This window comes from Pseudomonas sp. R15(2017) (assembly GCF_002112685.1).
Classification (GTDB): domain Bacteria; phylum Pseudomonadota; class Gammaproteobacteria; order Pseudomonadales; family Pseudomonadaceae; genus Aquipseudomonas; species Aquipseudomonas glycinae.
The window spans coordinates 36,728-50,722 of the sequence record NZ_NEII01000003.1 but is presented as its reverse complement, the minus strand read 5'-3'; the positions used below and the strand labels follow the sequence as shown (position 1 = coordinate 50,722).

General features: G+C 56.5%; 18 protein-coding genes. 10 read left to right on the top strand and 8 right to left on the bottom strand.

Annotated elements, in window-relative coordinates; translation table 11 throughout:
* Positions 1–26: 26 nt before the first annotated feature.
* Positions 27–383 carry a hypothetical protein gene (locus tag CAF77_RS07080; RefSeq protein WP_064379461.1) on the bottom strand — a complete coding sequence of 119 codons (357 nt, stop codon included), beginning with the start codon at positions 381–383 and terminating at the stop codon, positions 27–29.
* A gap of 289 nt (positions 384–672) precedes the next feature.
* Between CAF77_RS07080 and CAF77_RS07075 the strand changes: the two genes are divergently transcribed.
* The 4 genes from CAF77_RS07075 (at position 673) to CAF77_RS07060 (ending at position 3,803) form a co-directional block, all read left to right on the top strand.
* Complete coding sequence (locus CAF77_RS07075; RefSeq protein ID WP_085654227.1) at positions 673–942, top strand: hypothetical protein; 270 nt, start codon at positions 673–675, stop codon at positions 940–942.
* A gap of 245 nt (positions 943–1,187) precedes the next feature.
* Positions 1,188–2,729, top strand: a complete 1,542-nt coding sequence (locus CAF77_RS07070; RefSeq protein WP_064379458.1) for a phospholipase effector Tle1 domain-containing protein — start codon at positions 1,188–1,190, stop codon at positions 2,727–2,729.
* A complete protein-coding gene (locus tag CAF77_RS07065; protein ID WP_064379456.1) occupies positions 2,729–3,385 on the top strand; it encodes a DUF2931 family protein in 657 nt (218 codons plus the stop codon). Before CAF77_RS07070 ends, CAF77_RS07065 begins: the two co-directional genes overlap by 1 nt.
* A gap of 118 nt (positions 3,386–3,503) precedes the next feature.
* A complete protein-coding gene (locus CAF77_RS07060; RefSeq protein WP_041475573.1) occupies positions 3,504–3,803 on the top strand; it encodes a hypothetical protein in 300 nt (99 codons plus the stop codon).
* 216 nt (positions 3,804–4,019) lie between these two features.
* Here CAF77_RS07060 and CAF77_RS07055 read toward each other — a convergent pair whose 3' ends face one another.
* From CAF77_RS07055 to CAF77_RS07045, 3 genes are all read right to left on the bottom strand, one after another.
* Entirely contained in the window at positions 4,020–4,184 is a 165-nt protein-coding gene (locus CAF77_RS07055; protein WP_170928937.1) for a hypothetical protein, read from the bottom strand.
* Between the two features lie 72 nt (positions 4,185–4,256).
* Positions 4,257–5,360 carry a DNA alkylation repair protein gene (locus CAF77_RS07050; protein WP_064379454.1) on the bottom strand — a complete coding sequence of 368 codons (1,104 nt, stop codon included), beginning with the start codon at positions 5,358–5,360 and terminating at the stop codon, positions 4,257–4,259.
* 2 nt (positions 5,361–5,362) lie between these two features.
* The gene (locus CAF77_RS07045) at positions 5,363–5,968 is read right to left on the bottom strand and encodes a glutathione S-transferase (RefSeq protein ID WP_064379452.1); all 606 of its coding nucleotides are present in this window, start codon (positions 5,966–5,968) and stop codon (positions 5,363–5,365) included.
* A 410-nt stretch (positions 5,969–6,378) separates the two neighbouring features.
* Between CAF77_RS07045 and CAF77_RS07040 the strand changes: the two genes are divergently transcribed.
* From CAF77_RS07040 to CAF77_RS07030, 3 genes are all read left to right on the top strand, one after another.
* Positions 6,379–6,783 (top strand): TraR/DksA C4-type zinc finger protein, encoded by a 405-nt coding sequence (locus tag CAF77_RS07040; protein ID WP_011334700.1) that lies wholly within the window; start codon positions 6,379–6,381, stop codon positions 6,781–6,783.
* A 228-nt stretch (positions 6,784–7,011) separates the two neighbouring features.
* A complete protein-coding gene (locus CAF77_RS07035; protein WP_064379450.1) occupies positions 7,012–8,616 on the top strand; it encodes a methyl-accepting chemotaxis protein in 1,605 nt (534 codons plus the stop codon).
* 113 nt (positions 8,617–8,729) lie between these two features.
* On the top strand, positions 8,730–8,933 hold the full coding sequence (locus tag CAF77_RS07030) for a hypothetical protein (protein WP_064379448.1): 204 nt from the start codon (positions 8,730–8,732) through the stop codon (positions 8,931–8,933).
* Positions 8,934–8,939: 6 nt separating this feature from the next.
* Here CAF77_RS07030 and CAF77_RS07025 read toward each other — a convergent pair whose 3' ends face one another.
* The 3 genes from CAF77_RS07025 to CAF77_RS29315 form a co-directional block, all read right to left on the bottom strand.
* Positions 8,940–9,176, bottom strand: coding sequence for a DUF2789 family protein (locus tag CAF77_RS07025; RefSeq protein WP_064379447.1), 237 nt, complete (start codon positions 9,174–9,176; stop codon positions 8,940–8,942).
* 38 nt (positions 9,177–9,214) lie between these two features.
* Positions 9,215–9,478: a hypothetical protein gene (locus tag CAF77_RS29480; RefSeq protein WP_064379445.1), complete on the bottom strand. Its 264-nt coding sequence runs from the start codon at positions 9,476–9,478 to the stop codon at positions 9,215–9,217.
* A 180-nt stretch (positions 9,479–9,658) separates the two neighbouring features.
* Complete coding sequence (locus CAF77_RS29315; RefSeq protein ID WP_170928934.1) at positions 9,659–9,913, bottom strand: hypothetical protein; 255 nt, start codon at positions 9,911–9,913, stop codon at positions 9,659–9,661.
* Here CAF77_RS29315 and CAF77_RS07015 point away from each other — a divergent pair.
* From CAF77_RS07015 to CAF77_RS07005, 3 genes are all read left to right on the top strand, one after another.
* Positions 9,887–10,357: a hypothetical protein gene (locus tag CAF77_RS07015; RefSeq protein ID WP_084776909.1), complete on the top strand. Its 471-nt coding sequence runs from the start codon at positions 9,887–9,889 to the stop codon at positions 10,355–10,357. The two genes, CAF77_RS29315 and CAF77_RS07015, sit on opposite strands and share 27 nt — an antisense overlap.
* A complete protein-coding gene (locus CAF77_RS07010; RefSeq protein ID WP_011334693.1) occupies positions 10,354–10,551 on the top strand; it encodes a hypothetical protein in 198 nt (65 codons plus the stop codon). The genes CAF77_RS07015 and CAF77_RS07010 overlap by 4 nt, the downstream gene beginning before the upstream one ends.
* 128 nt (positions 10,552–10,679) lie before the next feature.
* Positions 10,680–11,696: an ABC transporter substrate-binding protein gene (locus tag CAF77_RS07005; RefSeq protein ID WP_064379441.1), complete on the top strand. Its 1,017-nt coding sequence runs from the start codon at positions 10,680–10,682 to the stop codon at positions 11,694–11,696.
* Positions 11,697–11,809: 113 nt separating this feature from the next.
* Here the strand turns inward: CAF77_RS07005 and CAF77_RS07000 are convergent, their stop codons facing one another.
* Positions 11,810–13,942, bottom strand: a complete 2,133-nt coding sequence (locus CAF77_RS07000) for a TonB-dependent siderophore receptor (RefSeq protein WP_064379439.1) — start codon at positions 13,940–13,942, stop codon at positions 11,810–11,812.
* Positions 13,943–13,995 lie beyond the last annotated feature (53 nt).

The following is a 13,995-nucleotide window of genomic DNA, read 5'->3' as shown; positions in this document are numbered from 1 at the left end:
TCTGCTCTCTTTTTTGTTCGTTGAGCTCAGCCGTTTGCGTTTGCTCTCTTTTCCGCCGTCACGATGCAAGCCTTGTAGAAATTGGAATGGAAATCGCTGATCGCTTTCTGCTGCAAGCTCTCGCTTGAGTATTGAGGAATCTCGTACGCCTCGCGGATCAGCGACTTGAACACTTCACCCACATACTCGTTCTGCTTACCTGCCGCTTCGGCCAATTCCCACACCGAAGCCATAGGCACGCCTTGCTGCCTGGTTTTCATGACCTGTTTGGCCGAGTTTTCTATTCGTTGGCACTCTTCGAGTTCTTCCTGCGGTACGGGAGAGGCAAGAGCGGAAAAACTGATGGTGAAGGTTACTGCTGCTGCCAGACATTGTTTGTGCACGAGGTGTCGTCCGTGATTTTGAGGCTGAACCTTATCATTCGGGGCGTGGCGCCACCACTGCACGCAGGGTGATAGACAGGAAAAGAACCCGGCGCGTTGCCCGAGTCTTGAGCGTTCGAAAAGATCCCTTCCCTCACTCCATCAGCTTGTCAATAGCACAGTTGAGCGACTGTGCAGCCGGTAGCACGGTGGTAGGCTTTTTGCGAGTGCCCGATCTGTTCAGATTATTGATTAAGGCAGGTCAGGCCAATGCACAAGCCGCATGTCAGATAACTGAAAGGATTCGAAAATGAAAAAGTCCATCACTGCTCTGGCCGTATCCGCAACGCTCGCTTTCACCGCCACCGTTGCGAATGCTTCCGTACATCCGACCACCCTCAAGGCTCCTCAAACTATCAATCAAGTAACAGCTTCTATTGGCACGCCTTTCGGTACCCAACAAACAGCGGGCGAAATCCATATGGCCAGTCTGGCCAGAAGCTGCTCCGATGATCGATATTCCTGGTGGGAATACAGCGGTTGGGAAATCGTCGGCTGTCTCGTAAGCGGCCAGTGGTAACTGTTCAGATAGGCCTGGTGCGTGACTTGCGTGGCTAGTGCGCACCAGCGCTTGTTGTGAGGTTGGCTGTGAGTTAGGTGCTGGACTACTTGTATCTCAAGGCATAAACCCAATTCTGCAGTGAGAAGAGGAGCCGTTCTTCTCCGCATGAAGCCAGGCGCTGGCACTGGGCCACGGCTTGCGCCACCCAACATCGACTGTCACCCTTCGGCCCGTTCTCAAGGATCAGAACGAGGAATCAAGGATTGAGTGGCTACATTCCCAACCCGCCTAAAAACTATCGCAACAAAGGAACCGACCCCGTCGACATTCATGCCCAGCGTTGGGCTGAATATGAGAAACACGGGAAGGAACCGGCATCGGCACGTGAAAAAATTGGCATAGCCCTGCGAATCGGAGTGTTCTTCGATGGGACGGGAAATAATGCCAATAATGCTGCGGCCGGGCTTTTGTGTGGTGCTCATCATCCGATTGCGGCTCAAGATATTGATGCGAGTTGCCAGCCGTTCATGAAAGATCCGGACAGCAGCTACGGCAATGACACCAGCAATGTGCAGAAACTGAGTGACTTGTATTACGCACCTCAGAAAGCCGAAGGAGAGGGGTCGCAGAAGCAAGCCTTTCGCATGGTGTATGTCGAGGGGATCGGTACTCGCTCAGGCATGGAGGACAGCACGCTTGGGGCCGGCACTGGTCGAGGTGAGACGGGGGTTGCAGGTCGTGTTCAGCTTTCGTTTTCAGAGATCAAACTGCGTATTGAAGGGGTACTGGCTAGCCATCCTGAGAGCGAAATTACTTCTCTGACATTCGATACGTTCGGTTTCAGTCGTGGAGCTGCTGCCGCTCGGCATTTTGCCAATGAAATTGCACGCGGAAAGCAGGGCCCTCTTGGGGATGTGATGCGCAGTAATGCGAGAGGATTCAGTTCTACTTTCAATGAACAATACAAAAGCAGCATCAACATGGGCTTCATTGGTCTGTTCGACACCGTACCCTCGATTGCCGGATGGTCAAATCTGGGCAACATCAAAAGCCCTGTTGCCACTGGCATCAGGTTGTACCTGGATCGTCGCTATTTCACAGATGTTGTCCAGCTGACTGCGCGCGATGAATGCCGGGCGAATTTCGCTTTGAGCCGCGTCAAGCCCGATCATTTGGAAATCGTTTTACCGGGAGTTCATTCCGACCTTGGGGGTGGTTACCTCGAAGAAGCACAAGAGAATGTACTCGTCAGCCCCATGCAAAGCTTGGACGTGTCGCAGAATACTGATGTTGTGACAACCTCGATTTATCGTGATGCAGAGATAGTGAAGGATCAGTTGCTTGCCAAAGGTTGGCCTGCGGAAATGCTGGAGATTGTCACGCCAGCTGCGTTGCCCTTGCCTAATGCGTTACAAGATCGGCTCAGTCCGCGCTTAAAACGGGTGTACGCCGCCGTCCAACTAAAACGTCCGGTGAGTGGCATGCTCTCCCGGGTGTACCTGCGCTTGATGCACCAGTTGGCGAAAGAGAAGGGCGTTCGCTTTAAAGATATTCCGGATACACCGGAATTGGCTGTTCCTTCAGAGCTTCAAGCATTGTGTGATCGGTTCTTGGCAGGCGACTACAGCGTCACTCCACAAGAAGAAAAGCTGTTGAAACTGAAGTACATTCACACGTCCGCAAACTGGAACCATCCCCTTGGCCGCAGAGACGGCAGTGGAATGAGAGCGGTCTACATCAATGCCCCTACGGCAGACTCAATTCGCGTACAACATCCTCACGTACCTGACTGGACGCTCTGGTAATGAAATTACTTGTCACCCTGTTTTGCGCGTTGTTCATGGCTGGCTGCCAGTCTGCTGATCCGCTATCAGGTAAAAAAGACCCCAAATCCGAATGGTGGGAATTGGCATTCATCGAACCTGATTACATGCAGGTTTGGGTGGAGGACAGTTCTGTGCAGGACGTTACCGGCAAGGTCTACTTCAAGGCCAATGGCGGCTCCGCCGCCGGTGGTGAACCTGAGGACGGCACCGAGTCGGCTCGCGGCTGGTCCATCGTGGATGGCAGCGGAAAACGAGTGGTGGGTGCCGATCTTCCCGTGCGGATATATGTTCGATGGCAGTCAATCGTTGAAAAGAAAACCTGGCAAGCCTGGGTGGATATTCCAGAACACGCCAGACAATTGATGGTGGAATCCACCAGCAAACGTTGCCCGCAAACACCTGAACGAGAGGCGCGGTTTATGGCGTCGGTTTACTTGGGGCTGGCGCCCGGCGGGGTGGTGCAGGCTTGGGTTAAAGACTCGTGTCATAAGGCGATCAAGGTCGCTCGGGCGCAAGCAGAGATCGAACCGCTAGGTCCGAGTCAGGGTAAGAACCAAGGGCGTTACGCTTATCCGATCAGTGAAAGATCCAAGCGTTATATCGAAAAATTCGGCATTCCGTATGGCAGTTGGTAATTCTTGAAAATGGAGGTGAGTCGGAAAAATACAGGGTGGGTCTTTTGATAAATAGATGCGTCCCCATTTTTATTTTTTGAAATGATCCTTCTATAGTGATCGAATACTGGATGCCACTTTGAAGATAATAAAAGCTACTCGCTTTGATGACGTCGACCACGACCTCGGGTATGAGTATCGTGGTTATAACTACGAAATACAGAGCGAAGAGGATATGTTTCTGATCAGGATTTACGATGACGAACCCGGACAGGCAGCGGTAGTGCGTCCGACGTCGATGTCTAAAAACAAAAAGCTAAGAACGTTAGTCGAGCTTTTACAGTCCGAGCTGGGCGTGTCCAGGGTCTCGCTTTACAAGGGGGATATAGGTTCTTACGCCGAGATCAATCTTGACAGTTTGACCTTCCTTCCCGCCTGAAGCCGGCTGTGAAGGGGTGCCAAGCGTGTTTAGATACTTTTGGTCAAAATCAGTCAGAAAGTAAAGTCGTAAATTTTTGATCGGTTGCGAAGAGTTGAAAGCGTCGAGTTGGATTAGTCGGAATGACGCATTGGTGTGAAGTTTTATCTCTTGTTGAACATTTCATACACCCATTTAGCCAGCTCCTCTGGTGATGTTGTCTCTTTTCTCAACACTTCATAACCGCGATCTCGCAACGATAGCCAGTTTTCCTGAGTCGGAAATTTCAACATACGGCCCGCCAAACTCATCGATTTCAGTGGTAAGGGGGAAGCTGCTGTACGGATTTCTCCGTTCAATCGCATATTTAAAAAAGCAATCGACTATTTGTTTAAGCTTCATGGCCAGGTCCTTGGATTTTTTTGTTGGCTAGTCCACGTACGAGAGCAACGTCAGAGAGAATCTTTCAGTCCGTCAAAAATCGATGTCAACCGCTGTACTCCCCAACCGCTCCCCATTAACCACCACATGCACCGCATGCACCCCCGCATAGTGCTTGCGCGTAGTGAAATCCTTAATCACCTGCCGCCGCGCCACAACCGCATTCCCAAACCCCTCCAGCTCCAACGTCTTCAACTTGAAAACCTTGGCCGACGTCCCGCCATTCGCCTTCACATAGTCAATCGCATAATCAATCACCAGCCGCTGTTCAACTGGGACCAACGATCGAACGGTAAATGACAAAGTTATCGTCTCGCCAAGCCGCACAACCGCCGGCTCCACCTTCACATCCAGCAACTCAACCTCAGCCTTGGCCCCAGCGCCTATAACCGTAAGCGCCCGAGAATTCCCCTGTTTGATCAAACTCCGTAGCGCATGTTTGGCAATCCAAGCCGTGTGCTTGTTGTCCAGCGACCACCCCTCAACTGTATCCAGCACCCACTCTGGATGCTCTTTCGTCACGTCATTTAAATGATTCGCCACGGACTTGCGCACGTACAAACTCTCATCGGCTTTCAACCGATCAAGAATCCCGGCAGCCAACAGCGGATCCGCCTGCACCGGTTCCAGCCGAAATGACCACGGCAGGCGAGGGCGGCTGCCTTCGCTGGCGAGTCTTCGGACGTGGTGGTTTTCGTCTCGGGTCCAGTCGTGCATCAGTTCCAGCGAGCGTTCCAGGTCGCTGCGCAGGAAGTGGCGGATGGCGAATTCGGAGGAACCGAAGGTGGTGAAGTACTTCAGGGCTTCCATGGAGGTGTCGAACGCGTGCGCGCCGTAGCTCGCGACGTAGTGCGGCAGGCACATGCTGACGAAGCCGCTGTTCAGTCGTGGGGCAAGTTCGCGCAGGACAGTGAGGGAATCTGCGTAATCCAGCGGCAGCACCGCGTGCAGGCTTTCGCTGACGCGGGCCATGCGTTGCATGACGGAGAGGTCGGCGAGGCCGTCGTTGGCGTGCTTGAGAAACGCCTTGGCCTTGAACGCCGGGTACACGGCGCTCATTTCTGTGGCGATGTGTTGCAGGCGTTCGGCGTTGAAGATTTCTTTGAGGGCCGGGGCGGCGGTTTCGGTGGTGCTCATGGTCAGGTCATCGGGGTGCTGATGAACGCCTGGGTGCTTTCGGCGTACGCGGTGTATTGGGCGATGCGCGGGAAGCGATCGACGTTAATCTGGTCGGGGACAACGAGGCCGGTGAAGCTCCAGGCGACGGCCAGGGTGATACCGTCCTGCTGGAGAGAGCCGTCGGTGGGCAGCGGGTGTTTTTCGAGTTCATGTTCAAGGGCGGTGAAGGCGGCGGCGAGTTGACCTTCGACGCGTTCGACCCACGGCTGGTATTGAATGTCGGCCGGGCGCAGGTTGCGTTCGTAGTAGAGCTGCACGGCTTTTTCGCAGGCGGCAAGACCCAGGCCGATCAGGCGCAGGGCTTTGACCCGATGCGACAGGTCGGCGGGCAGCAGGGTTTTGCCGGACAGGACTTCGAGGTAGTCGAGGATCAGGGTCGAGTCGATCAGCACTTCGCCGTCATCGAGCACCAGGGTCGGCGCCTTGACCACCGGGTTGATCTGCTGGAAGCGCTCGAAGTGACGGAACACCGAGACCGGATCGTGTTCCAGTTCGATCCCCAGACATTTGGCAGAGATCGCCACGCGGCGCACGTAAGGGGAGTCCAGCATGCCGATCAGTTTCATGACGCGTTCCTTCAAGTCGAACCGGGGAGGGCATAACGTAGCTGAGGTCAGGGGGATTTGTCAGTCTTTGCGAGGGGGCTGTTTTCGCGGTCAATGACCGTAACGAATTGCGACAAAGCGCCGCTCGTCCGACGTTTGTCTTCTATATACAGCCGCTCGACTGAATTTCTTGCTATAAACGCACTCCGATGAGCGCTGTGAAGCCTGTGTCAGAGCAGTTTCCGGGCCTTGTCGGACAAATTCCCGGTATTTACAGTTGCTGAGGCCTCAAACGAGCCTTAGACTGCCGCCCCTTCGTAAATTGAGTGCCGGGTGGCGTTTGCAATAAACGATGCCTTTCCGATGAACGCAGACGGTTCGCCGGAACGCTCCCTAATTCGCCTTAATGCACGTTTTTTATAGAGATATCAATGACAAAGGACAAGTTGCTGGCCATGCCGGCAGATGACTACATGAATGCCGAGCAACAAGCTTTCTTTCAAGAGCTGTTGCAGAACATGAAAGTCGAAACCCATGAGCGCATTGAGCAGAACCGTATTGCCATCGAAAGCCTGGACACCCCGGCTGACCCGGCGGACGCCGCATCGGTGGAAGAAGAGCGCACCTGGCTGGTAAACGCGATCGATCGCGACCAGCGCATGCTGCCGCAACTCGAGCAGGCCCTTGAGCGTATCAAGGAAGACAGCTTCGGCTGGTGCGACGACAGCGGCGAGCCTATCGGCCTGAAACGCCTGCTGATCAGCCCGACCACCAAGTACTGCATCGAAGCTCAAGAGCGGCACGAGCAGATCGACAAGCACCAGCGTCAGGCCTGATTCCTGAGGCGACCCCTTCAATACGGGTCGTCGCGAAAAGATCGCAGCCTTTTGCAGCTCCATCGGGAACTGCAAAAGGCTGCGATCTTTGCTTTTTCTCGTCTGCCGGAAAGTCTCCCTGCCATTCCATTGACCTGCCACAGACCCACGACTAACGGACCATGGATAATGGCGTTGTAGTGGCGTTTAATGCAGCCACAACAATGAGAACAAGCGTGGGGTAACGAAATGACGAGAGATGGATCTCTGGTTGCGGCTCTGCCTGCACCAGTTGTTTTGCCGAAGAATCGCTGGCTGACGCCGACCCTGCAAAGCATCGCCCTGATGCTGTTGCTGGCCGGGATGAGCCTGGGCGAATGGCCCTTGTACGTCAGCATGCCGCTGGCGGTGCTGATCGTCTGGCTGCCGCGCCTGCGTTCTCGGGCGGTCCCCGATGCTCAACCCGTCGACAGCAGCAGCGCGATGTCCGAGCTGACTCGCGACCTTTCCTACACCACCAGCCATAACGCGCTATCAGCCGCTGGCGTGGCGTTTTCCGTCAAGGAGCTGGCCGGCAAGTTGCAATCGCAACTCGACGCCGCCGCGCAGATCGTCAACAACGCTGAAGTCATGATCGCCACTGAACAGGCCACTTCGCAGCTCAGCCGTGAAGCCTTGGGCGCAGCCAGCGAAGCCCATCACAGCAGCGCGGCGGGGCGCACCGAACTGGTGGACTCGATTTCGCGTATGCATCAGCTCAGCCAGCGCGCCAATGCCAGCCGTGAACTGATCGAAGCCTTGAGTCAGCGCAGCGATGACATTCAGCGCGTGACGCTGGTGATTCAGTCCATCGCCAGTCAGACCAACCTTCTTGCATTGAACGCCGCAATTGAAGCCGCCCGGGCCGGCGAGCACGGTCGTGGATTTGCAGTGGTGGCGGACGAAGTGCGCGGCCTGGCGGCTCGTACCGCGACGGCCACCGGTGAAGTGGGGGAAATGGTCGCCGACATTCAGCAACGCACGGCGCAGGTGGTGGAGCAGATCCGCCAGCTCTCCGATGATTTACACACGGGTGTCGAGCAGGTTGAGCACACCGGTCAGCACCTGGAAAACATCGCGCGACTGGCGGCCGGGGTCGAAAGCCAGGTGGGCGAAATCGCCAGGGGCGCGGAAACCAATCGCGAACAGCTCGACAGTCTGTTCGCTGCCATCGAGCAGATGCGCAGCGATCTGGCTATCAGCGACCAGCAGACTCGTCGTCTGGCCGACGCGGCCGTACAGATGGAAGGGCAGGCGGAAACCATCAGCGAACGCTTGGCCGAAGTCGGGCTGGATGACTATCACCAGCGCATCTACGACCTCGCCCGTGAAGGAGCCAGTCAGATTGCCGCGCGGTTCGAAGCTGATGTCGAGCAAGGTCGTATCAGCCTTGAAGACCTCTTCGACCGACAGTATCAGCCGATTCCGGACACCCAGCCGGCCAAGTTCCAGACCCGTTTCGACCGCTACACCGATCAGGTGCTGCCGGCCATTCAGGAGCCGTTACTGCCGCGTCACGAAGGTCTGGTGTTCGCCATCGCCTGCACACAGCACGGTTATGTGCCGACGCACAATCAGGCATTCAGCCGGCCACTGACCGGAGATGTGCAGGTCGATACCGTCAACAATCGCACCAAACGCAAATTCGCCGACCGTACCGGGATTCGCTGCGGCAGCCATCAGCAACCCGTGCTGTTGCAGACCTACACCCGCGATACCGGCGAGCTGATGCACGACCTGTCGGTGCCGATCATGGTCAAGGGCCGGCACTGGGGGGGCTTGCGTCTGGGCTACAAACCGGAGAATCCGCGCTGAGGCATTGTTGCCGGAATTGCAATTAAGCTGTGCAGCGCCGTCGCTGTTTCCTCTTGATCCAAATCATTAACATGCCTTCATAGTTAGGTTGCTAATGAATTTTGGAGGTCAGCATGCAATGCAGAGTCGATGTCGCGGTGATGATCGGCAGCGGTGTACCCGCCGGTCTGCGTGCGATGGGGCAAAGTGTCTGCTGGGTGGTATTGCTCAATGGTGAGCAGCGCGGCACTGCATTCGCCAGTCGCGATGAAGCCGAGGAGTGCAGGGCAGCCTGGCTCGAGCAATTGGGCGCGAGATCCGGAGACAGCCTGCACTGACCGAAATCATTTGCCCCGGTGCAGGCGCACATTCAGCTCGTCGACCATTACCGCTTCCTCGCCATCGGCACGCAGCCATTCCTTGAGCAACTGCGCCTGTTGCGGGCTCCAGAATTCTGCGTCAATCAGTTTCGTATCGGGTTCCAGCGGATGGGCTTCGATGAAGTCGTCAATCGCCGTTTCCTCCGAAGGCAGCCCTAATTGGTCGAACAGGGTTGTCAGGTTGTACGCAGGCAGTTCCATGGTGTGCTCCTTGAAGGTTGGCGGGTCGATCACTCTCTTTATCTGAGGGGCTCGCTGGCCAGGAGTTCGATTCTTGATTCCAGTGAACGGGCGAGGGCGCAGGCGGCGTTGTGATTCTCCCGGAAACCTCTGACAAGGCCCGTCGACTTTTCCCTGATATGGAAAAAGCCATTGCCCGCCGGGATCACCTGAAACAACGGTTCGTGAGTGCAAGACTCGATTGTGGAAACGGTCTCGAAGGTGGGAGTGTTCAAGGCAAAGGCTGGTTCGTGAGTCACGGCAAAATGCGTCAAAGTGCACATGTGAAGTCCTTTTCATGGATTGGCCCGCATTTACAGGGTGTTGCGGGTAGTCGCGAACAGCATCGCTGCTCTAGAATCGCCAACACCTGTTGACGGCATGGCGCTATCTAAAGCAATTTTTTGCGTGCGATATGTCGGAAAAGTGCTTTTCTTGGTGAGTTTTTTCCCTAAAGTTCGTAGTCAGTTTTCTCTGGCCAGCCGTGATGCGTTTTTCTTCAACATTTGGAGAACGTCTTTGCGGGTTTCGCGAGGGGCATTCCAGTAGTCTTGTGCAACTTGCGTTGAACAAGCACTTCGTTCGCTCTGGCGTATATTCGAGTCATCGCGCAACACCTTCGGCCAGGCCGATTTTTTCTGCCGTGCGCGCTTTTCGCTTACGGCACTCTTTTCAAGTGTGGGGATGTTTCTTTGGCAGTCAGTAACCTCGATATGCATGCTTTGTTCGTGCTGGGTGATTTGCGGGCAAAGCTGGTCAAGCAGTTTCAATCGCGTTTTGTTTACATCACCGAGCAAAACGCCGAAGGCATTTACGTTGCCGAGATCGACACCGAAAGCGCATTGGTGGTCGATGACAAACCTGGCCTCAAGCTCAAGGTCGGCGATCATTTCAGCGCGTCGGTGCTGCCCAGCCGTGAAGGCGGCAAGATGGACATCCGCTTTCGCGAAATCAAAATGACCGTGTACGGTCTGGGCGATTATGCGTTCGTCACCACGGCTGACGGCCATGCCATCGTGTTCAAGGAAGGCCACAGTGCGTTCACCGTGTTCGCCGCCAACGAGCAGTTACAGGAAGGCCTGACCAAGACCCTGAAAGCCGTCACCGCCAAAGCCGCCAAGTGGCGCAAGGGCGAACTGGTGACCTTCAAGGCCAGCGAGTGAGTCGCGCCGATTTCCATTTGCAGAACCTCGACAGTGCCCGTGAAGAAGCGCGTCGGCTGTTCGTTGCAAAGGCCGAACTGAAGGGCGCGTGGCTGGGTTGGGTCGCTTCGCAAATCTACGCCTTGCAGCCTGCGGAATACGCCAGCATGGTCAGACGCGAGCTGAAGAGCCTGCAGGAAATGTCTGAAAAGTAGCCTTGTTCGTGTCATGCCCCTGAAAAAGCAGGAACCTCGTCTACAGTCAGTTGACTGAGTATTCAGAGGCTTGCGGTCTTCTGTCAGGCCATCCTGCTATTGCTGTGAACGGCACGAGGTGCAAAAGCATGAACGGATTTCGACGGTTGCTTGCCGCCGGGTTGACCACATTCGGTTTGATGACGGTGATGCCTGCGGTGAGCGCGGCACAGGCGCCGATCCACTTCGCCGATCTGAACTGGGAAAGCGGCAGCCTGATTACCGATGTCCTGCGGATCATTGTCGAGAAGGGCTATGGGCTTCCGACCGATACTTTGCCGGGCACCACCATCACGCTGGAGACCGCATTGGCCAACAATGACATTCAGGTCATCGGCGAAGAATGGGCCGGGCGCAGTCCGGTGTGGGTCAAGGCCGAGGCCGAAGGCAAGGTCGCCAGCCTGGGTGACACGGTCAAAGGCGCCACCGAGGGCTGGTGGGTGCCGGAATACGTGATCAAGGGGGACCCGGCCAAGGGCATCAAGCCACTGGCGCCGGACCTGCGCAGCGTCAGCGATCTGAAGAAGTACAAGGATGTGTTCAAGGACCCGGAATCCCCGAGCAAGGGCCGGTTCCTCAACAGCCCGATCGGCTGGACGTCGGAGGTGGTGAACAAGCAGAAGCTTACGGCCTATGGCTTGCAGGATGACTTCACCAATTTCCGCAGCGGCTCCGGTGCGGCGCTCGATGCCGAGATCAGTTCATCGATCCGTCGGGGCAAACCGGTGCTGTTCTATTACTGGTCGCCGACACCGTTGCTCGGCAAGTTCAAGCTGATCCAGCTGGAAGAGCCGCCGTTCGATGCCGAGGCGTGGAAGACCCTGACCGACGCCGATAATCCCAATCCGAAACCGACCCGTTCACTGGCCTCGAAGCTGTCGATCGGGGTGTCCACGCCGTTCCAGAAACAGTATCCGCAGATCGCCGAGTTCTTCAGCAAGGTCGACTTTCCGATTGATGACCTGAACAAGGCGCTCGCCGAGATGAGTGAAAAACATACGCCACCTCGGGATGCGGCGACAGCGTTCATGAAGGCGCATCCGGATGTGTGGCAGTCGTGGCTGCCGAAGGATGTGGCAGATAAGGTTTCAGCTGATTTGAAATAGAGGTCGTATCGATGGGCCTCATCGCGGGCGAGCCCGCTCCCACAAGTTTTTCGGTGTGCTCTGAGCTTTGAAAACACATCGATTCCTGTGGGAGCGGGCTTGCCGCGAAGCTTTTAGAAGCGGGTTTGCACAGCCAGCTCAAAGGTGCGCGGTGTGCCGAGGTAATACGCCGGCGATACATGGGCGAACTCGGCGTACACCTCATTCGTCAGGTTGCGCACCCGTCCGGTCACGGTGGTGTGCGAATCCACCTTGTAGCTGAGGAAGCTGCCAAACAACGTGTACGACGGTACGGTGATGGTGTTGGCATTATCGGCGAACACCGACGCCACGTACCGCGCATCGACCCCGCCTTGCCATTTTGGCGAGAAATCGTAGGTCAGCCACAGATTGCCGACCCGGTCCGGCACGTTGGTCGGTGTGTTGCCCTTGCGCGAAACCACCACGCCGGCGGCGTTCTTCTCGTTGAACTCATCGTATTGCGCATCGACCCAGGCGAAGTTGCCTTCGGCCAGCAACTTGTCGGTGATCCGCAACGAGCTGGCAATCTCGATGCCCTTCGAAGTCTGCTGGCCGACCGGAATACTGCTGGTCGGGTCCAGTGGATCCGTCACGGCGAAGTCCTTGCGCTCAATGGTGTAAGCGGCCACGGTCGCCGAACCGCGTCCGTTCAGATAGTCGAACTTGCTGCCGATTTCCCATTGCTTGCCGGTCGAGACATCAAAGTCCTGGGTGCCATTGGGTTGCTCGGCGGCAGTGCTGTATTGCACGTACACATTGGCTGACGGAATGAACTGATAGGTCAGGCCGATGCGCCCGGTGACCGGATCCCAGCTGCGCTTCAGATGACGCGGGTTGCTTGCCGTTACCGTGCGATGGTTGGTCACGTCGAGATCGATGTCGTCATAGCGCAGACCAGTGAGCAGCGAAAGCTTGTCGGTCAGTGCCAGGCGATTTTCGGCGAACAGCGCTTTGGTTGTGACTTGGTTGGTCTTGTCGCTGACGAAACCCGGCATCGTTCCAGGAATGTCATAGAAATGCCCGGGTCGGTAGTTGTTCGGGTTCACCGTGCTGGCGCCTTTGACGTTCAGCGGCGAGTTGGTGGTCTGGTTGACCTTGTACTCGAAACCGCCGGACCAGGTGGTGTCGAGGCCGAACAGGATGTTGTCGTGGCGCAGTTCGAACTGGTTGCCGTTCTGCTCACCCTGATGGCGCACCTGATAGGCAGTGGAGCGGTTTACTGCGCTGTTGTCGGCGTTGTATTGATAGGTTTCCAGGTTGCGGTAATCGCGTTGGCTGTCCAGGTGATAGAGGGTGTTGCGCAGGGTGGTGCTGTCGTTGATCCGGTAATCGATGATCGAGCGCACCCAGATTGTCCGTTGCTCGTAGCGGCCGTCCTCGACGTTGTAGTTGTTGAAGCGGTTGTGTTTGTCGATCTTCAACTCGCCAGCCTTTGGGTTGAGCACCGGCGTACCCCAGTATGGGCTGTCTTCGTGTTCGTCCTGATATTCCAGGGCCAGAGTATGCGACAGGTTTGGCGTCAGGTCGCTGAGCAGCGAGAACGCCACGCTCCAGGCATCGCGTTCCTGGCGGTCGATGTAGCCGTTGCTGGTGTTGTGGCTGACGTCGAGGCGCGCGTAGTGCTGCACGTCGGCACCGGGGTTGGTCAGCGCGTGATTGAGGCCGAATGCGGTTTCTGTGGTGTCGTAGGTGCCATAACTGACTCGGCCATCGATGGCTTGCTCGTCGCGGGTGGCCAGTTTGGTCACGTAGTTCAGCGAGCCACCGACCGAGCCGGCGCCGTTGATCAGTGACGAAGGGCCGCCCACCAGTTCCACCCGGTCATAAATCCACGAATCCACGGGACGCGCCAGTCCGCCGGAGACGTTTACGCCGTTAAACATCTGGGTGATCTGGCTGCTGGTAAAACCGCGATAGGAGACGAACCCGCCAAAGCCCGGCGGTGCACTGGCGTTCACTCCCGGCAAGGTGTTGGCCGCGTCCTGAAAGTTTTGCGAACCGTGACGTTCGATGTCATTGCGGTTGGCAATCGCCACTGAGGCCGGAGTGTCGCGCACGCTGAGGCCGAGGCGCGAGGCCATGCCGCTGGACTGGTCGAGGCTCAGGCCAGGCTCGGCGCCGGATTCGCCGTCAATGGTGATTGGCGCCAGACCCACGGTGGATTGCGCCCAGACGTTGACGGACAGGCAGCCGCAGAGGCTCGCCAGCAAGGTAAGTTGTTTCATCGATTGCATCCTGAATGCTTGTTCTCGGAGTCAGCGCACAGGCGAACGCCGCG